The organism is Sporosarcina sp. FSL K6-3457, assembly GCF_038007285.1.
Classification (GTDB): Bacteria; Bacillota; Bacilli; order Bacillales_A; family Planococcaceae; genus Sporosarcina.
In genome coordinates this window covers 1,992,066-2,012,555 of record NZ_JBBOWX010000001.1, presented here as the reverse complement: position 1 = coordinate 2,012,555, position 20,490 = coordinate 1,992,066, and the positions used below count along the sequence as shown (strand labels likewise).

Below are 20,490 nucleotides of genomic sequence, written 5' to 3'. Positions count from 1 at the left end.
CATACTCATCACACCAAATGTGATTGTACGAAAATGTTATTTTTCATCATTTATTTCACTATTAAACCTTTACTTCTTGTCCATTCTCAAGATATAGAGAGCTTCCATTATGACAAATGGTCAATCCTTCCCCTTCAACAACCAAATAACTGATTACATCTCTTCCAAGATGAACCTTCAGCAATCTTCCCTGGTACTGTACATGAAAATCAAGGGAGTTCCATTCATCCGGAAGAAAAGGCGCGAAGGACAGACCACTTTCTTTCACTCGTAAACCAGCAAATCCATAGACAATGGCTAGCCACGTACCACCCATATTCGCCATGTGCAGACCATCTTTTGTATTACCTTGTGTATTATCCAAATCCAGTCGGGCTGTTTCATTAAAATAAGCATATGCTTTCTCTTTATAGCCTAATTTAGAAGCCATAATACTATACACACAGCCAGATAATGATGAATCATGTGTTGTAATTTGTTCATAGTAATTATAGGAGTTTTGCATCGTTTCAATATCTTGTTCATCCTCCAATAAAAAATGAGCCAAGACAGTATCGGCTTGCTTACACACTTGGTATCTATACAATGTTAATGGATGATAATTCAACAATAGTGGAAATTTCTCTTTTGGCGTATTTTCTAGATCCCAACGTGCCTTTTGTAAGAAGCTGTCATCTTGTGCATTCATTTTGTATGTTTCATCATAAGGGAGATACATCTTTTCCCCAGCATCTGTCCACTGCTGTACTTCAAACGCAGTCAACTCTAGGCGGTTAATAAGCTGCTGTAGATGATTGCTATCCTTTTCATGCAACAAATGAAATACCTTAACAGCCCACAGTAAATTATGCTTGGCCATCACATTTGTATAGTAATTATTATTCACGATACATGTATACTCATCCGGACCTGTTACGCTATCAATCCTAAATTGACCTTCGTGCATATGACCTGTATCCGCCCATAAACGAGCGGTTTCAAAAAGCACCTCAGCCATATAATCCTTTAAAAATGCCTCATCCTGCGTAACTAAATAATATTGAATATAGCTATACGCCACATCAGCACTAATATGATACTGCGCTGTGCCCGCTGGAAAAAATGCTGAGCTTTCTGGCCCTGTAATCGTTCGCCACGGGAATAGAGCACCTTTTGTATGTCCAAGCTCTTTAGCTCTCACCCTGGCACTATCTAAAATAGAATAGCGATGCAGCAATAGATTTTTTGCGATTTCAGGGCTGGTCATTAAGAATACTGGAAACATATAAATTTCAGTGTCCCAGAAATAATGACCCTCATAGCCTTCACCAGATAATCCTTTTGCTGCAATATTGCTAACGGGGTCTTTACCGACTGATTGTAAAAGTTGGTAAAGATTAAATCGAATACCTTCTTGCAATCGTTTGTCTCCATCTATCGCTACATCAGACTTACTCCAAAAGTGATCCAGATACTCTTTCTGCTCTAGCAGAAGATCCTCGAAAGTTGTCGCTGCAAGCTGTTGTTGAACAGCAATCGCTTTATCAATAACAGCTTCGCCATGCCGTAGCGTATCTGTATACACATTATACTTTGTAAAGTGAATCGTCCCATTTCCTTCAAATGTATAGGTCTGTTCCACGCTACTATCCGTAGCTTTACTATCATACTGATAGTTCCCAGATGTCACTTGCATTGAAGCGATACAAGCCACTTCCAGCTCGGTAGCATACGTACGATTTTTGACAATGCTCCATTGTTCTTGCTGCTCAGCCTCTACTACATGGAGGCGTTTCGCATGACCAGAAGCAATTCGCGGATCCGTTTTATCGACAAAGTTAGACACATCGCCATTCACCGTTGAAATAATTTTCACTTGTTGAATAGGACCCATAGGAATGATTTTTACATCAATCGCAAACAATTCCTTTGTTATAAAAGAAACGAGCCGTTTAAAATGAAGCTGAACTTCTTGTCCTTTAGGCGATTTCCAATGAATGATCCGTTCAGTAAATCCCTTATCCATATGTAAATTTCGTTCGAAGTGAATGACTTCTCCCTCAAACAAAGAAAAAGCTTCATCCTCAATCAAGATTTGGATCGTTTGTCCATCAATCACATTGACAATTTTTTGCTGGATGTCGGGAAACCCATGTAGCTTTTCTCCATACTGAAGATCTATTTCATCATGAAAAGCATTTATGTATGTTCCTCGAATAGATGTATACGCCTCATGATAGCCTTCTTCAAAATTCCCTCTGACACCTAGATAACCATTGCCCAAGGACAAAAGACTTTCATTTAACAATAGGGTTTCATGATCTAGCTCTGATTTTGTTAATGTCCAAGTCATTTTCCACACTCCTTAGCTAATTGTTCTTTTTTCTATATAACGCTTAATAATTTCATCAAAAACCAATTCGGAAGTGTTTGCTACTAAATAGTCAGCTTGTGCTAATTGTTCCACTGCCCCTACACCTACAGAGAACATGAACGCGCCATTAATAGCTTCCACACCTGCCTCTGCATCTTCAATTCCAATGCATTCTTCGTAGGGTACTCCTAAAAAGTCAGCAGCTGTCGTAAAGGTTTCTGGATCGGGCTTACCTTTCTTCACCTGTGATGCATCTACAATATAGTCAAAGTAATGCGTAAGTCCAAGCCTATCTACAATGTTTTTCGCATTATTACTCGCTGAACCAAGCGCAATTTTCATTTGATGTTCTTTATTTTCTCGTAATAACTGCTCAATCCCTGGCAAAATATCATCCGTGTTAACTGACTCTACTAGCTCTAGATAATGATTATTTTTTTGATTAGCAAGTCTCTGCTTTTCATCACTGGATAACGACAGCATAGAAGGCTCCAAAGCTAAAATTCGCTCCAAAGACTCCAAACGACTGATGCCTTTGAGCTGCTCATTAAATTGTCGATCAATCGTTATATCAATTCCCTCCGCTAGTTTCTGCCATGCTAAAAAATGAAATTCTGCTGTATCCGTAATGACACCATCCAAATCATATATAAAAGCCTTTGGGTATTGTGACATAGCTACCTTCCTTTCCTCATCAGATCATCCTGACACTTTGTCGCTCCACTAATTGATGCTCCACATAGACATGCTGCCGTTCCAACTTATTTTCCATCAAATCTTGTAACAGCAATGCTGCCACTTTACCAATTTCCATAAAATCCTGGCCAACTGTCGTCAGCTGCGGCTGTGTGTATCCACTAATGACCAAATCATCAAATCCCGTAATCGAAATGTCTTCTGGGATACTTAACCCTGCTTCTTTAACTGCCTTCATGACACCAAATGCCATTAAATCACTAAAGCATAGGAATGCCGTCGGTTGTTCTGTTTGAAGATAGACCTTCGTCAGCTCATATGCATCCTGCTCTGAAAATTGAGCGTACAGTACTTTGTCATCGCATAAGTCTAAGTCATTTGCTTGAAAGGCCTGTTGCACGCCTTTCATGCGCTCCGCATTGACATACGTTTCCTTCGTTCCAGCCACGACAACAATATCACGGTGATTACGCTCCAATAAATAACTAGCTATTTCCTTACTCGCAACAGCATTATCAATCGACACACTGCCAATCAATCCATTGTCCGTTTCTGTCATAATATCGAACACAACACAGGGAATATTGGTCGTAATCAATTCTTTATAATAAGAATCATCTGTTCGAATTCCTTGTAAAAGTGCACCGCCAATATTGCGCTCTCGACAATATTGAACATAGCTTTTTTGCTTCTGCTCCTGCGAATCAATGAGATAGATGGATAATTCAAATGGACCTGCAGATACAGCCGAATAGACCCCCTTGAATATATCAAAAGCATTATTATCTTTCTCATTATCATTAAAAACGCCTGATGATATTAAACCAATTGTCATTTGCTTTTTAGATGACAGGTTTTTAGCCACTACATTCGGCGTATAGTTCAATTCCTTAGCAACTTCAAAAATTCTTTGCTTTGTTTTTTCACTAACATCTGTGTAATTATTAAATGCTTTTGATACAACGCCAATGGACACTCCTGCTTGTTTGGCAACATCTTTGATAGTCGTCACTTGACCGCACCTTCCCCAATTCCTTTAATAATATGCTTTTGTGCCAGAACGTAGAAAATTACAACTGGAATAATCGTCAGCATCAGACCGGCCATCGCTAAATTCCACTTAATCGTAAACTCGCCAAAGAAGTAAAAAGTAGAGAGCGGAATCGTTCGTAATCCTTTATCAGTCAACGTTAACGATGGCAATAGGTAATCATTCCAAATATTAATGACGTTTAAGATCATCACTGTTACTGTGATTGGCTTTAGCATTGGGAAAATGATTCGCCAAAACACACCGAATTTTGTAGCCCCATCTATTGTTGCTGCTTCTTCCAACGTAATCGGAATTGATTTAATGAAACCATGATACAAAAATACTGAAATACTTGAACTGAATCCTACATGCATGAATATTAAGCCTTCGCGCGTATTAAACATTGGAATATGCAGCTCATTCGTAATCGTTCCCATTAATTGCATTAGCGGCATCATAAGTGTTTGAAATGGAATTAGCATTGTTGCAATAAACGTCATGAATATAATATTACTCAGCTTATTATCCGTTCTTGCCAACATCCATGCCGTCATAGAAGATAGTACGACAATAATTAGAACAGAAAGTATTGTAATATACAATGAATTTCCGAGTGCACTTAAAAAACCCATCTTTTCCATTGCTTCTGTATAATATTGAAAGCTAAATTTCTCAGGTAACGCAAGTGCATTATCATAAAGCTCTTGACGATTTTTAAAGGAGTTGACAATGATGATATAAATAGGAGATAAGAAGAAAAGCGCTGCCAGAAAAAGTAATACTTCCTTTGCATACTTACTAAGTATTTTCATCACATTTCAACCTCCCTTTTCTTCGTAACATACACTTGAGTCAACGTAATTGCTGCAACAACAAAGAAGAAAATAATCGCTTTAGCTTGGCCAAATCCATAATTACCATAGCCGAAAATCTCATTATAAATATTCATTGCGAACATTTCCGTAGCGTTCGCTGGACCACCGCCTGTTAAACTCAGGTTGACATCATAAATTTTAAATGCTGATGACAGTGTTAAAAATAGACTGATAGTAAATGCCGGCATTAATAAGGGGAATGTGATTTTTCTAAATCGCTGCCAGCCCGTTGCCCCATCAATTTTAGCTGCTTCAATGACATCATTCGGAACGCCTTGAATCCCCGCAATGTAAATGATCATTACGTATCCGGCCATTTGCCATGTAAAGACGAACACCATCGCGTATAAAGCATAATCCATATCCATTAGCCAGTTAAAAAAGATGCCATCTAATCCTGTTATATCTCCGATTAATGTAAAGACATCCAAAAATATGAATTGCCAAATATAACCGAGTATTAAACCACCAATTAAGTAAGGCATAAAGACCAGCGTTCGCGCGACATTCGCTACACGAAGTTTGGATGTGACGAGCAATGCAGCAGTTAGCCCAACGATATTTACTGAAATAACTGCTAATATCGTAAACACTGTTGTAATCCAAGCAGATTTAAGAAAACGCGCATCATCAAATAAGCGTATAAAATTGTCTAATCCGACAAATACTTTCGGATTTGCTGCGATTCCATCCCATTCAAAAAAAGAATAATAGATTCCTATTAAGAAAGGAATAATTACTACTGTTGTAAAAATCACTAATAATGGAGCTGTAAATAAGATATACCAGCCTCTATTTCCTTTTTTCATTACAAAAATCACCGCTTTCTTGTAGATATACAAGTTACATAGAGCTTTTGTCAACTCTTTAAATAAGTACTGGGTATACTTTTTCAAGTACACCCAGTCATTTAATATACTACTTTACTGCGTTTTTCCATGCGTCATCCAACTTGTCGATGAATTCTTTACCTGTCATATCTTTAGACAAGAAGAACTCTTGTGCAACAGGTGTAAAATCATTTGGAACAATATTCGCTGGGTAATAGTTTTGTGCCCATGGAATTGTTTGTCCTTTATTCGAAGCATCAAGCACATCTTGTGATAGTGGATCTAGTTCACCAGCATCAACATTTGTTAGAGCAGGGACAAAGCCAAACTCTTCTACAATATAGCGATGGCCAATTTCACTTGTTGACATCCAATTCAAGAAGTCATTAGCTGCTTGTACTTCAGCTTCGTCTTTCATACCATTGATAGCCCAGTTGTTCCCAACACCGACAGCCATTTTGTCATTACCCAATAATGGGAATGGTAGCATACCTACTTCAAAATCAAAATCGAACTCTGAAAGCATTCCGAAAGCCCAGTTCCCTTGGTGGATCATTGCCGATTTACCCGCTGCAAAATCACCAATTTCTTTATCATACGTTACGTCTAATGGACTAGGTGTATTATTTTTAATCGTTTCCATGAAATCTCCGAACTCTTGGAATTCCTTTGTATCTGCCATTGTAACTTCACCACTCGTCAATTTATCGATAAACGCGTAGTGATCAGGTTGGATAGAGAATGGATAGTTACTAATATGACCAATTAAGAAATAAGCGTCTTTCGCAAGGCCAAGCCCATTAATCCCTTCAGCATTAAATTTTTCCATTGTTTTCACAAATGATGCATAGTCAGCAACATCCTCTGGCTTCACTAAATCTTTGTTGTACACTAAGCCAAATCCTTCAACACCATATGGAACACCGACAATTTTGTCCTCAAGCTTTAATTCCATACCAGGAGCAATATAGCTCACGTACTCTTCAGACGATAAATCATGGACATACGATTTCAATTTTTCAGCTTCCAGCACATGCTGAAGGCTAAAAATAGATGGTCCCTGGTTACTATTCAAACGAATTTGTAGCTGTTGGAAGTAATCATCACCTGTTGTTCCCCAAACCTCTACTTCAACACCTGTTTCTGCTGTGTACTCCTTTGCAAGTGCTTCTAACTGATCAGAAATTTCAACTTTACTTTGGAAGATTGTGATTTTTTGGTCGGTTGCTTCATCAACCTTATCAGCGCCTCCAGTGCTTTCCTTGCCCGTTGCTGTACCTCCGTCTTTCGTGCCACCACCACATGCAGCTAAAAGAAGTAATAATGCAATGAGTAACAAACTACCAAATGTTCTTTTTTGTAATTTCATGTCAATTCCTCCCCTTCTATTTTGAACTTCTATAGTGAATAAAATGAGCAAGTCATTTTATAACTACCAAATAACTAACCTTCAATCGGTACTTCAAGATAGTTATTACACGTATACACTGTTCCAGCCGTTTCAAACTCGATTTGTTCGTTATTGGCTACGTTGACAGTCAACAGAGATGATGTGATGACTATTGTGACGGGCTGACCGCGCCAGTGAATCGTAAACGTCATACCTTGCCAATGCTTTGGTATTTTTGGATTAATATGCAGCTCTCCATTAACAAGTCTGATTCCGGCAAATCCAAAGATGGCCGATTTCCAAATCCCTCCAATAGAAGCTGCATGAATCCCATCATCCGACGTATCCATTAGTGGACCTAAATCAATTTCACAAGACTTTTTAAATAAGGAATAAGCCAAACCTGTATCACCCAAATCATTGGCCAGTATGGCATGTGTCACTAAACTAAGTGATGAATCATGCAAAGTTCTCGGTTCGTAGTAATTGAAATTGGCCTGTTTAACAGCCTCAGAAATACGTATATCATCATGTAAAAAGGTTTGTTGCAGCAAGTAAAATATGATTAATGTATCGGCCTGTTTCGTTACTTGCAAGGCATTAATTTGCTCTGGATTATAGTCCCGATAGATCGTTCTTACTTGTTGCTGATTTTTATATTTCGTCAAATCAATTTCCTGTAGTTGCAAATATGTATCATCCTGCGGTATGACTAAGTCCTCTTCACGTGGATTTGGTAAATAAACTCTCTCTGCTGTTGCTTGCCATTGCTCATAAGTCGTAGTCAACTCTAACTTTTCTACTAATTTTTGAAGTAGTAGTTGATTTTCCTGTTCCAGCTCTTCATAATAGCGCATTGCCAATTTTATATTAAAATACGCCATATAATTCGTAAAAGCATTATTATTAACATGCTCTTTATATTCATCAGGACCAATGATATTCGTAATCACGTATTGCTGTTTTGCCTCATCCCACTCAAGGCGGCTAGCCCAAAACTTTGCCGTATCAAGCACGATTTCGTAGCCATACTGATCCATAAATGCCTGATCACCCGTTACACTACTGTATTGATAAACTGCAAAGGCAATATCGGCAGAAATATGCTGTTCAATAAAACCCGACCAAATTTTTGTTTGTTCGCCGGTAACAATATCAATATCTCCCCAGATAGGCGTTACTTCCCCATCCGTTGGCCAAGCCATTTCCCATGGATACATTGCACCTGCATAGCCATTGTCAGCAGCTTTTTTTCGGGCCCCTACTAGACCATGATAGCGATAGAGTAAGAGAGATCTTGCCACTTCTGGATTTGAAAAAGTAAAAAACGGTAGAATGAATAATTCTGTATCCCAAAACGAATGTCCTTTATAGCCTTCGCCACTCAACGCTTTCGCAGCTATTCCCATACGCTCATCATGCGCGGGGGTCATAATCGTTAAATGATACAATGAAAAACGCATGGCTAGTTCATCGAAGCCATCATCACTCGTAATTTCAACATTATAAGCATTCCAGATTTTGCTTTGCCATGCCTCTTGATGCGAAAGGAACAGCGAATCATAGCCTTTTGCAGCGCATTTTTTTAATTCTTGTAAGGAAAACTCACGTAGTTGCTGAAGATTGTACTGTGCATTGTCAATTTCCTTATCCCGACTCGTATAGACCGTCGTCAACTTTTCCATGACGAGCGTATCTGCAGGCTCTAGACTAAAATCATATGTTAGCCACACTTTTCTCCGATTCATATTCATGTCAGGAACTTCAATGCTTTCTTGACCATTGACCATTATTTTATGGGCTGTATTCACCACAATATCAATATTCGACTCATTTGTTGTTTGGACCAATTGGATAAATCGATTGTCAAATATTCTTCGTTCTCCTTCAAGACAATGTTGCGAGCCAGAATTGGTCATCTGCGCATTGATACCTGAATCAAAGGCAATATGGATGGGATGCGTTAGACTTTCAATTTCCATTGTCATACCGATTAGATGTAAATGTTCCAATGACACAAAGCGCTTAAAAAGAAAACGCAAGTCTTTTCCCGCCGGCGAAGTCCAATGGAAACTTCTTGTTAGCTCGGCTGTTTTTAAGTTTAATTGGCGTATGTATCCCTTTGTTTCTCCAAAGTCTAGGCTAAACCGTTCGCCATCTATGCGTAAGTCAATTGCTGTGATATCGGCCAAGTTAGGAAGTTCAGTTACTTCATTGTCCTGCGCTTTGTTGAATGTACCACTAACAAACAAACTCCTTTTTTCTTTGCTATAGGATTCTTCCATTGCAGATCGCAATCCCATATAGCCATTTCCGAGATACATAATTGCTTCATTTTTGCCGAGTGTATTCGGGGAAAAGGCTATTTCTGAAACAACCCAATTTTCGAGTCCTTCCTTTCCCTGTGAATAATCCATCATATTAAGGTTTGCCTCCTTTTACGAAAACGTTTTTGTTTTAGAGTAAAAAAAACTATTTAAGTTACATTATTCATTTAGGTATACTTACGAAAACGTTTTTGTTTTAAAATAAAAAATATTGAATGCGCTTTCATTGCAAGTATAGACGATACATTTCAAATTGTCAATCATCTATTTTTTATATATAGGGAAGAAAAGAATAGCTAGCTTTTTACTTGAATAAAAGCCGCCAAAGATACAATTTTGGCGGCTGAAGTTTTTACCATGGTCCTTCCCACTGTCATTTTAGGAAGTGTCACTTGTATACAGATGTTTCCTATAACGCCTTATTAACGCTCGTCAACAAACCCTGGTTTTTTAAGCATTCTAAAAATATTTTTCTTATACTCTTCAACACCAGGCTGATCGAAAGGATTGACGCCTAATAAGTAGGCACTCATCGCAACAGCAGTTTCAAAGAAATAAATCAGATAACCAATATGATAAGCATCGTGCTTGCCAGCTGTCAGTAAAATAAGAGGAACACCGCCCGCTTCATGTGCTTGCATCGTTGCTTGCAATGTTACTTCATTAATTTCATTCATTGTTTTATCTGCAAGATAGTTCAGTCCATCCAAATTATCAGCAGAAGTAGGGATTGCGTTATCTTCCATTGACTCTTCAAATTTCACAAATGTTTCGAATATCTCACGTCGTCCATCTTGAACGTATTGACCCATTGAGTGTAAATCGGTTGGGTACGCCACAGATGCTGGATAAATCCCCTTACCATCCTTGCCCTCACTCTCGCCAAAGAGCTGCTTCCACCATTCGTGGAATGTCGCAAAACGAGGAGCAAAGCTTGCCAAAATTTCAACATTAAAGCCTTCATTTAACAAATGATTACGTAGTGCTGCGTATTGATAAGCACTATTCGAGGCAATATCCCCAGTAGAAAACTCTTGTACAGCATCCTTTGCACCACTCAGCAATTGCTTAATATCGATTCCAGCAATCGCCAACGGAAGAAGTCCTACAGGTGTAAATACTGAAAAACGGCCACCAACATCATCTGGAACAACGAAAGAAGCAAATCCTGAACGGTTCGTCAATTCGCGTAATGCACCGACTGATTTGTCTGTAATCGCTACGATTCTTTCGCTAGAAGAAGCACCGTAGCGACCTTCCATATATTCCAACAAAATTCGGAAAGCAATTGCCGGTTCTGTCGTTGTGCCAGATTTTGAAATAACGATAACCGCAACTTCTTTGCTACTAATATACTGGAGCAATTGTTTCATATACGTACCACTTAAATTTTGACCCGCGAAGATAACTTCAGGATCCTCTGAGTTCTTTTCAAAATAAGGAGAAAGTGCATCTTGAACAGCTTTCGCCCCTAAATAGGAACCACCTACACCAATGACAACAACGATTTCAGCTGCTTTCCGTAACTTGTCAGCGACTGCTAAGACGTCTTCCAGTTGATTTGCTAGTACTTCCTCCGGAAGATTACGCCAGCCCAAAAAGTCTGCACCTTTAGATGTACCATTCGCCATGTCACTATGAATCTGTTTCACTTGTTCACCAAAAACCTTCTCCAACTCACTTGTTGCCATTAATGACTGATTGACTGTTACAGGTGATACCATTTCAACATTCCTCATTTCTTTTCATAATGATTCTGTGATAATTTTTCCACAATCGTCATGACATCCACTTTTATGGCCGATAAAAGCTCGTCACTTTTCACCTTTGTATCTGCCTTGACACCAAAATAAAATTTGATTTTGGGTTCTGTTCCAGATGGACGGATGGCAAACCATGCCTCATCTGCTAATTTGAATTTTAACACATTTGCTATAGGTAAATCGAGTAATTGCTGAATTCCCACCTTTAAATTGTTAGCATAGCCAGTCGAATAATCTTCAATAATCGATAACGGTTGCTTAAACTCCTCCACAAATGATGCCGAGCGGAAATAGTTCATGATTTCATCAATCTTGGCCATTCCAGTTTTGCCTTTGAGCTGAATCGATTCCAATCCTTCCAGATAATAGCCATAACGCTCATACAAAGCATGCAACCCTTCTAATAAGGATTGACCATTTGCTTTATAGCGAGCTGCAACCGAGGCAATTAAGACTGAAGCCTGAACAGCATCTTTATCCCTTACGAAATCGCCTATCAAATAGCCGTAGCTCTCTTCATACCCTATTAAAAAAGTTGATGCTGCATTTCCTTCAAACTCCAACACTTTTTCACTAATAAACTTAAATCCTGTCAGTACATCAATTGTTTGCATACCAAAGTTATCTGCAATAGCACGCCCCAGTTCGGATGTAACAATTGTCTTTAGCACAGCTCCATTTGCTGGTAACGTACCGCGATTCGATTTGTCCTCCAGCAACGCATGCACGAGTAATGCGCCAATCTGATTGCCTGTTAGAAAAACATACTTATTTTGCCCATCACGAACAGCCACACCCATGCGATCTGCATCTGGATCTGTAGCAATGAGTAAATCTGCTGTCACCTTTTGGCCATATGCCAGCGCCATATCAAAGGCTTGAGCCTCTTCAGGGTTCGGAAACTTAACAGTTGTAAAATCAGGATCTGGAATGGCCTGTTCGCTAACAATTGTTACATTTGTAAATCCAGCTACCTCCAACCCTTTAGACACTAGTTTCCCGCCAGCTCCATGAAGTGGAGAGTAGACAATCGATAAACGCTTATCAAGCTCACCCTCTAATAAAATCCTGTCCAATTGCTTTAGATAACGATTGCTCATATCTTGATCTAAATAAGTCAATAATCCCTCTGCTACAAGATTTGTTTCTTCCATGACCTGTACTGAAAATAAATCTTCAATACTTTCCGTATAAGCCGTAATCGCATTTGCCGCCTCTAACGTAACTTGTCCACCGTCTTCTCCATACACTTTCAATCCATTATATTCTGCTGGATTATGACTTGCGGTAATGACAACACCTGAAAATGTATTCAACTCTCGAATCGCAAAGGATAGTAATGGCGTTGATTGAAGTTCATCAAATAAAAAAGAACGAATTCCGTGACTGCCAAGTACTTTCGCCACTTCAAGACCAAATTCCGCCGACAAATGTCGAGAATCATACGCAATAACAACGCCACGATTTTTCGCAGTTTCTCCATGATTCTTGATATATAAAGCAAGCCCCTGCGCTGCCTTTCTTACCGTGTAAATATTCATCCGATTTGTGCCAAATCCAAGTTCACCACGAAGCCCGGCAGTACCAAATGACAGATTTTTATAAAAACTATCCTCCAATAAAGCTTGATTATTTTTTTCATTCAATAGTTGTTGCTTGAGTGTCGCTTCCAAGTTTTCTTCAGCAAACCATTTTTCAGCTTCTATTTGCCAAGTCACATAAAAAACCTCCTAAATAATATATAAGTTACGCCGGTTCGAATACATCGACTAACAGCAATGACACTGCTCCCAACAATGTGGCATCATCCCCAAGTGTCGTAATGCCTATTTGAGTTTGTTTCGCCTGTGGTGTCAAAGCCCGCTTTTCAATTGTTTTCACTATTTCCGGCAAAATAAGTGACCCCGATTTTGTGACCCCGCCACCGAGCACAATTTTTTGCGGGTTAATAATATGAATGAGATTCGTTAAACCAATGCCGATAATTTCTCCTGTTTCCTTAAAAAGAGTTATATATTCTTCATGTCCACTCATGGCCAGTTCATAAACTTGTGCGCCCGTCATCTGCTGAACCTCGGCATTTGGTGGTAGCAAATACTCTTTTGCCCGCCTAACAATTGCCGGACCAGTTATAAATGTTTGCAAGCATCCGCGATTACCACATTCACATATTTCACCGTGCAAATCAATGGTCATATGGCCAACTTCACCCGCAATATCTTGTGCTCCATGATAGAGCTTTCCATCAATGACGAGCCCAGCGCCTACACCATGACCAATATTGACAGCTAACATACTGTCAACCTCACCTTGATCACCAAACCAGGATTCCCCTAGTGCCATTGCTCTTGCATCGTTCTCTACTTTAACGTTTAACATAAATTCTTTTTCAAGTTCTTCTTTAATAGGGATATTGGTCAAACCCAGAATAGGTGCAAATAGAGATGTACCTGTTTCAACCTCTACAACCCCGTGCATTGCTACACCTATTCCAATCATATTATCCATAATTGTAGGCGTAGATTGCATACAATCATGAATACATTTTTTCAGAATTTCGAGATATTGATCATTTGTAATAGGTGTTGTCAGCATACTAGAGGAACGCTGAATAACACTCCCTGCTAAATCCACGAGAATACAGTCAATTTTTTCTGGTCCCGCATCTACACCAATAACGTAAAAAACCTTCTGATTAATAAGAAGCATAGTTGGCTTCCGCCCGCCCTTGGACTCACCTTGCTTACTTTCTATCACAATCCCCTGTTCAATCAATTCTTTGACATTACTACTCACCGTTGGAGGCGTTAATTTCGTTTCTTTTGCAATTTGTGCCCTAGAAATAGGGGCATCCGTTCGTATTTTATTGAGTATGATGGATTTATTCACCGATTTCATCCATTGGAACGTACCTTGTCGCATGATTAGGCTCCCTTTATATAGTTATTTTACTTTCACAGAAGAACCAATTTCTGCTGATTCTAATGCAGCTAAAGTCACCTTATGTGTCCGATACGCGTCTTCATAGTTAGATAGAATCCGAGACGAATCACCTGTACGTACCGCATCGATAAATACTTCACTTTCGGTTTGATAAGGGTTAGCTATATCGACAAATGTAGTTGTCGAATCTATTCCTGATACCTTTAGATGCTTAGGTGACCAATCAACTATGCCTTGATCTGTAAACAAAGTAATGCCCGTTTTATCTACACTTTCTGGGAGTATACAAGTATTCGACAAATTAGCGACAATCCCATTATGTAGTTTCAACGTTACCGTTCCCACATCTGCTACAGTTACTGACTCATCCTGCGCCGACAAAATTCGGTTCCCAAATACTGCACTAACTTCTTCTATTTCCCCACAAATATAGCGCAATAAATCAACAATATGCGTTGTCTGTTCGATAAATTGCCCTCCAGAACTGTCTTGATCTTTCCACCAAGGTACTTTAGGCATGCTCGACATATAATACCCAAGAACAATACCGATATTCTGATCATTTATCTCACTTTTCAACTTCGCAATCGAATCACTGTAGCGATAATGATAACCTACTGATGTAATCAAAGGAGTTTTCTTGAGTTCTGCCATTACCTTTGCAGGAATTTCATTATTTTGACTCAACGGTTTTTCTATAAAAAATGGAATTCTTCGTTTGATTAAAGCCAGTTCTATCTCGCCATGCACCATTGGTGGGACACAAATATAGACAGCATCTAAGTGACTAGCATCCAGCATCATATCTAAATTTGCATAACCGATAGCATGTGGGAATTTAGCGGCCATTGCCTCTGCTTTCTCTAAACTTGTACCGTATACAGCTGTTATCTCTACACCTTCTAATTCCGATAAAATCCCCGCATGAAACATGCTGAAATAGCCAGTTCCTATCATTCCTACTTTTATCGTCAATATAACCCCTCCATTGCTTTTTTAACTACGTTATGGGTAGACTTACTTTTAATTTCATTAGTTAATTAACTTAATTAAATGATAGCACATTCACAGCAATTTCTATAGTATCAATCGTTGTAAAATTCCTCGGGATTCAAAAAAGATAGCTATTTACTCGAAAATCGAATAAGTAGTTATCTTAATTTCTTGAATCATCTTTGCAATGATTTTATTCTCAAACAATCAATTTAAATAATTCAAGATGAACAGTGACTTTATCAACTTCCCAATCTAAACACACCTATCTCCTCATTCAACTGTTCAGCAAGTGATGCCAATTGCTGAGCTCTACGAGAAACTTCATCCATTGCACTAGATGTTTCATGCGTAGTCGCCGCCACTTGCTCTACTCCTGCGGCAGATTCTTCCGATACAGAAGCAATATCTTGAATCAAATTGTTCATATGATTACTATTTCCCGCGATCAGCTTCAAATTCGATGAGATAGCAATTATTTTATTTACAATATCGGACACAGAGCTATCAATAACTTCAAAATTCTGTCCTGTTTTTTCAATTTGCACCGTCCCTTCCTTCACTTCCTCATAGCCTTTATTTAATGAATTCACAACTTGATTTGTCTCGTTTTGAATATTGGTAACGATGGTTGTTATTTCTGAAACAGACATAGATACCTGATCGGCAAGCTTTCTTACTTCATCTGCAACTACCGCAAATCCTTTGCCATGTTCACCAGCTCTTGCTGCTTCAATAGCCGCATTTAAAGACAATAGATTCGTTTGATCGGCGATATTTTTAATAACAAGGACTAATTGTGAAATTTCCTCAGATTGTCGATCTAGTCCTTGAACCTGCTGAACAGCCCCTGAAACAATCGAATCGATTCGCTTCATCTGATTAACAGATTCTTTCATCAACAAAGTTCCCTCCGATGTCAATTGGAGGACCTTTGTTGATGTAGTGGCAATTTCTTGCCCACCCTGTTCAGAGCCTCTAACCGAAACTGTAAAGTCATTCATATTTGTCGATAAATCAGCGAGACTATTTGCTTGTGTATCAGTACCTATAGATAACTCTTCCATTGTTGTAGCAATTTGTTCACTTACTTGATTGACTTCAAATGCAGATTGAGTCAATATCTCACTTTGAGATGTCACTGCCCCTGAAGCATCCGTCACTTTGAATAAAATACTGCGTATACTTTGTTGCATTTGATGGACAGCTGCCGCTAATTGACCAATTTCATCCTTCCCTTCATACCCGATTGAATCCACGGTTAAATTTCCATTGGCAATTTCCGTAGTTATATGCACAACTTTATTTAAATGACGACTAATGATTTTACTAACCCATAATGTTAATAAAATACCCATTGCGATAACAATGATATTAGTCATAATAAGCAAACTTACACTTGAGCTTATTCGTTCTTTTGCATGTAGTACAGATGTCGCTTGTTCTGCATTGACTTCAACTATCAATTGATCGACCATATCGACAATTGAATCTTTTAATGAAGCAGATTGGGCCCGCAAAGAATTTGCAACAATATCATTTCCACTATCAATAGCTTCCGAAATATCATTTAGAAATAGTTGATTGATAGTAGCATCGTATGTCCGAATGTTATTTAACATCTTTTGTTGTTCAGACGTTGTTAAAAAAAGCGCGACTTCTTCTTTTACCGCGACGAAGTCTTGTTGAAGTGTTTCAAATGTTGCAACATAAGATTGATCTTTCGTAATGATAAAATCAGCAATTTGAACATCTTTACGTTGGACAAGAGCGCCCATTTGGGTCATATCATTGACATGAAGACTATCCTGTTCGATTTTTTCAATAGTACTGGCGACTCTAGAAAGTTGACCATAAACAAGAACTCCCGCAACAGCAAAAAGGATAGCTGCTAGTGAAAATGTTAGTAGGTATTTTTGTCCTATTTTCACATTTCGCCACCTCACTAGCGATGGAAACTTCACATTCCATTTTTTCTTTTTAGTCAATCTTCTCATGCCATATCCCCCATTGCTTATTTTAGGCGATTTTAGCCCTTAACAGACCCTGCCAACAACCCTCTGACAAAGTATTTCCCAAGGAATATATAGACGAGTAAAGTCGGTAAGGCTGCGAGTAATGCACCGGCCATTTGTACGTTCCATTGGACAATTTGACTTCCTGATAAGTTTTGTAACGCCACCATAACCGGCTGCTTACTACCTGTTGTAATCGTTACAGCAAATAGGAATTCATTCCAAATATTCGTAAACTGCCAGATTGCCACAACAACAAAACCTATAATAGATAACGGGATAATAATATGCCTAAAGATTCCCAAGAAATTCGCGCCATCAATTTGCGCCGACTCAATCAATTCATCAGGTATACTAGCGTAAAAGTTTCGGAACATCAATGTCGTAATTGGTAAACCATAGACCACATGAACAAGTACCAGCCCTGGAATTGTATTATAGAGCTCTATTGTCCGTAAAAATTGAATTAATGGAATCAGAATACTTTGATAAGGGATGAACATTCCGAATAAAATAAACGTGAATAGTGCATCAGAGCCCCTAAACTTCCACTTTGAAAGTACATAACCATTCATCGCTCCAAATAAGGCTGACAACAATGTTGCAGGAATGACCAAGTAAAAGCTGTTCAGCAAGTTCGGAGCCAAACTGTCAAAAGCCACCTTGTATGAACTAAAATCGAGTGCTGTTGGTAATGCCCACATTTGATCGATTGAAACTTCCGACAGTGGCTTAAGGCTTGTCATGACAATAACATAAATTGGTGTTAGAAAAAAAAGTGAAACGATAATTAGCAAAGTATATTTAATAATACTTCCAATTCGGATAGACGCCATTAATTTTCACCCTTTCTACTACTCCACAAATACGGAACAATAAATACGGCTACTAACAGCAACATAATAATTGCGATGGCAGCGCCATTTGCATAATAATTTCCTCTAAATGTTGTTTCAAACATGTACAAACCCGGGACATCTGTGACAAAGTTGGCACCCGATCCCGTCATCGCATAAATTAAATCGAATATTTTTAAGGAAATATGGGCCATGATAATAACAACACTCATGGTAATTGGCATAAGTTGCGGTAAAATAATTTTCATATATACTTGGAACTCTGTTGCCCCATCCATTCTAGCTGCTTCTCGTAATTCATCGCCAATACCGCGCAAGCCCGCTAGATACATAGCTAGCGAAAAACCGGTCATTTGCCAAACTGCAGCGATGACAACCGCTATAATGGCAACAGGTAAGCCAAACTCAATGCTTCCCCATTTAAATCCCGCCAAAATAGTCGTGTCTGTATACCATTTTGGCTGTATACCAAACAAATTTAAAAACTTATTAAAGCCTGTTGAAGGATGCAGTAACCATTGCCACACCACGCCAGTAACGATAAAGGATAAAGCCATTGGGAATAAAAATATATTCCTGAAAATAGACTCCCCTTTAAGTTTCTGATCAAGCAAAATGGACAATGCCAAACCTAGTAAAATAACAGCACCAATAAATAGAATAGTGAAAAACAAAGTATTGCGTAAATCCGCCTGAAAACGGAAATCATTAAATAAGTATAAGTAGTTTTTCAGCCCTGCAAATGAATAATCAGGCACAATCGTATTATAATTACTCAATGATATATACCCCGTCCAGCTGATAAACCCATAAACAAACACAATGACGAAAATGATAGAGGGCAATAAAAAAGCCATTGCTGTTAGCTGATCTTTTGATAGCTTCTTCTTTCTTTTATCTGGTATAGCCTTCTCCATCCTACTTCCTCCTCGTTTTGAGGCTTCCAATGTTTATAAATACTATAAAAATAGAGGGTGCCGCCACTCTATAAGGCTGGCACCCTCATCTTTTTACATATCAGGTGCTGCATTTTGTAATGCGTCCACAAAGTTTTGCACGTCTCTTTGTGTCACAAAAATATTAACCGCTTGGTTCGCTTTTGTAACAAAACCTTCCGAAGCAGCTGACCCGTGTGCAAGACTCGGGAACAATTTCGCTGTTTTGAAATCTTCAATCGTATCCTTACCATAGTCATCATATTTAGATGGATCCGCATCAATCCGCGCTGGGATAGAACCCTTTAGAGGATTAAATGCATCTTGACCTTCAACAGAGCCAAGTACTGTTAAGAATTGTTTTGTAGCCTCTATATCGTCGATACCTTTTGGCAATCCAAATGTATCTGTAATAACTGCGAAGTCACCAACTGTACCTGGGAATGCAAAGTAACCAAAGTCTTCGTTCGTGACAAGCTTTAAGTCATTGACGAAATATCCTTTCGCCCAATCCCCCATGTTAATCATTGCTGCTTTTCCTTCAGCCACTAGCTGAGCGGAATCTTGCCAATTACGTGAAGCGTGGTCTTCATTGACATAGTCAAGGATTTTCCCGAATTTCTCTGCCGCTGCAACAACTCTTGCATCTGTAAAATCAATTTCACCAGCGAATAGTTTAAGATAATCATCTCTTCCTAATTCAGCCGCTAAGACGTTTTCAAAAATTTGTGTCGCTTCCCATGATTCTTTATCCCCCAATGATAATGGGACAACGCCAGCAGCTTGTAGTTTGTCAGCTACTGCAAAAAACTCATCTACTGTTGTCGGTACTTCGATTCCGTGTTCTTTGAATACTTCCATGTTATAGAAAATTACATTTCCACGGTGAACGTTGACCGGAACTGAGTAAATATTGTCACCATTGCTGACCATTTCAATTAACGCATCTGGGAATTTATCCATCCAGCCATTCGCTTCATATAAGTCATTGAGTGGAGCCATTTTGTCAGCTGCAACCCAACTTTTGTTCAATTCTTCCCCACCATGTACTTGGAAAGTTGACGGTGGATCATTTCCTTGCATTCTTGTGGCGAGCACTGCTTTCGCATTCGTTCCTGCTCCTCCCGCGACTGCTGCATTTTCTACTTTGATTTCTGGATGAAGCTCATTAAATAGGCTAATCAGTGCAAGAAGTCCATCTTCTTCCCCTGCACCTGTCCACCAACTGAAGATTTCAACTGCGCTTTCCCCACCCTTATCCGATGAAGTATCCTTCGGTTTGTCCGTTGAACCCGAATCCGAGGTCGTGTCAGGTTTTTCATCTGATGTACAGGCCGATACGACAAGTGCTAGTGCTAGTAATACAAATAAGCCAAAAAACTTCTTCATAATTCTGCCCCCTCTTTTCTGTTGATAACGCTTACATTTTATATTGTATGATAATTCGGATATGTCAGGTTATAAAAAACCTGTACTTTTT

The 20,490-nt window shown here is 38.9% G+C and carries 15 protein-coding genes; all 15 read right to left on the bottom strand.

Annotated elements, in window-relative coordinates:
• Positions 1-61 precede the first annotated feature (61 nt).
• Complete coding sequence (locus tag N1I80_RS09560; RefSeq protein WP_340737652.1) at positions 62-2,332, bottom strand: glycoside hydrolase family 65 protein; 2,271 nt, start codon at positions 2,330-2,332, stop codon at positions 62-64.
• 12 nt (positions 2,333-2,344) lie between these two features.
• Entirely contained in the window at positions 2,345-3,028 is a 684-nt protein-coding gene (gene pgmB, locus N1I80_RS09555) for a beta-phosphoglucomutase (protein ID WP_340737651.1), read from the bottom strand.
• A 19-nt stretch (positions 3,029-3,047) separates the two neighbouring features.
• Positions 3,048-4,061, bottom strand: coding sequence for a LacI family DNA-binding transcriptional regulator (locus N1I80_RS09550; protein WP_340737650.1), 1,014 nt, complete (start codon positions 4,059-4,061; stop codon positions 3,048-3,050).
• Positions 4,058-4,894: a carbohydrate ABC transporter permease gene (locus N1I80_RS09545; protein ID WP_340740010.1), complete on the bottom strand. Its 837-nt coding sequence runs from the start codon at positions 4,892-4,894 to the stop codon at positions 4,058-4,060. Before N1I80_RS09545 ends, N1I80_RS09550 begins: the two co-directional genes overlap by 4 nt.
• Positions 4,894-5,766 (bottom strand): carbohydrate ABC transporter permease, encoded by an 873-nt coding sequence (locus N1I80_RS09540; protein WP_340737649.1) that lies wholly within the window; start codon positions 5,764-5,766, stop codon positions 4,894-4,896. The genes N1I80_RS09545 and N1I80_RS09540 overlap by 1 nt, the downstream gene beginning before the upstream one ends.
• 109 nt (positions 5,767-5,875) lie before the next feature.
• Positions 5,876-7,156, bottom strand: a complete 1,281-nt coding sequence (locus tag N1I80_RS09535) for a sugar ABC transporter substrate-binding protein (protein WP_340737648.1) — start codon at positions 7,154-7,156, stop codon at positions 5,876-5,878.
• Positions 7,157-7,230: 74 nt separating this feature from the next.
• Positions 7,231-9,597: a glycoside hydrolase family 65 protein gene (locus tag N1I80_RS09530; protein ID WP_340737647.1), complete on the bottom strand. Its 2,367-nt coding sequence runs from the start codon at positions 9,595-9,597 to the stop codon at positions 7,231-7,233.
• A gap of 329 nt (positions 9,598-9,926) precedes the next feature.
• Entirely contained in the window at positions 9,927-11,228 is a 1,302-nt protein-coding gene (locus N1I80_RS09525) for a glucose-6-phosphate isomerase (protein WP_340737646.1), read from the bottom strand.
• Positions 11,229-11,239: 11 nt separating this feature from the next.
• Positions 11,240-12,985 (bottom strand): phospho-sugar mutase, encoded by a 1,746-nt coding sequence (locus N1I80_RS09520; protein WP_340737645.1) that lies wholly within the window; start codon positions 12,983-12,985, stop codon positions 11,240-11,242.
• A gap of 28 nt (positions 12,986-13,013) precedes the next feature.
• The gene (locus N1I80_RS09515; protein ID WP_340737644.1) at positions 13,014-14,189 is read right to left on the bottom strand and encodes an ROK family transcriptional regulator; all 1,176 of its coding nucleotides are present in this window, start codon (positions 14,187-14,189) and stop codon (positions 13,014-13,016) included.
• Between the two features lie 21 nt (positions 14,190-14,210).
• Positions 14,211-15,185, bottom strand: coding sequence for a Gfo/Idh/MocA family protein (locus N1I80_RS09510; RefSeq protein ID WP_340737643.1), 975 nt, complete (start codon positions 15,183-15,185; stop codon positions 14,211-14,213).
• A 260-nt stretch (positions 15,186-15,445) separates the two neighbouring features.
• Positions 15,446-17,200, bottom strand: coding sequence for a methyl-accepting chemotaxis protein (locus tag N1I80_RS09505; protein ID WP_340737642.1), 1,755 nt, complete (start codon positions 17,198-17,200; stop codon positions 15,446-15,448).
• A 32-nt stretch (positions 17,201-17,232) separates the two neighbouring features.
• On the bottom strand, positions 17,233-18,054 hold the full coding sequence (locus N1I80_RS09500; RefSeq protein ID WP_340737641.1) for a carbohydrate ABC transporter permease: 822 nt from the start codon (positions 18,052-18,054) through the stop codon (positions 17,233-17,235).
• The gene (locus tag N1I80_RS09495; RefSeq protein WP_340737640.1) at positions 18,054-18,992 is read right to left on the bottom strand and encodes a carbohydrate ABC transporter permease; all 939 of its coding nucleotides are present in this window, start codon (positions 18,990-18,992) and stop codon (positions 18,054-18,056) included. Before N1I80_RS09495 ends, N1I80_RS09500 begins: the two co-directional genes overlap by 1 nt.
• 93 nt (positions 18,993-19,085) lie before the next feature.
• Positions 19,086-20,399, bottom strand: coding sequence for an ABC transporter substrate-binding protein (locus tag N1I80_RS09490; RefSeq protein WP_340737639.1), 1,314 nt, complete (start codon positions 20,397-20,399; stop codon positions 19,086-19,088).
• Positions 20,400-20,490: the final 91 nt, after the last annotated feature.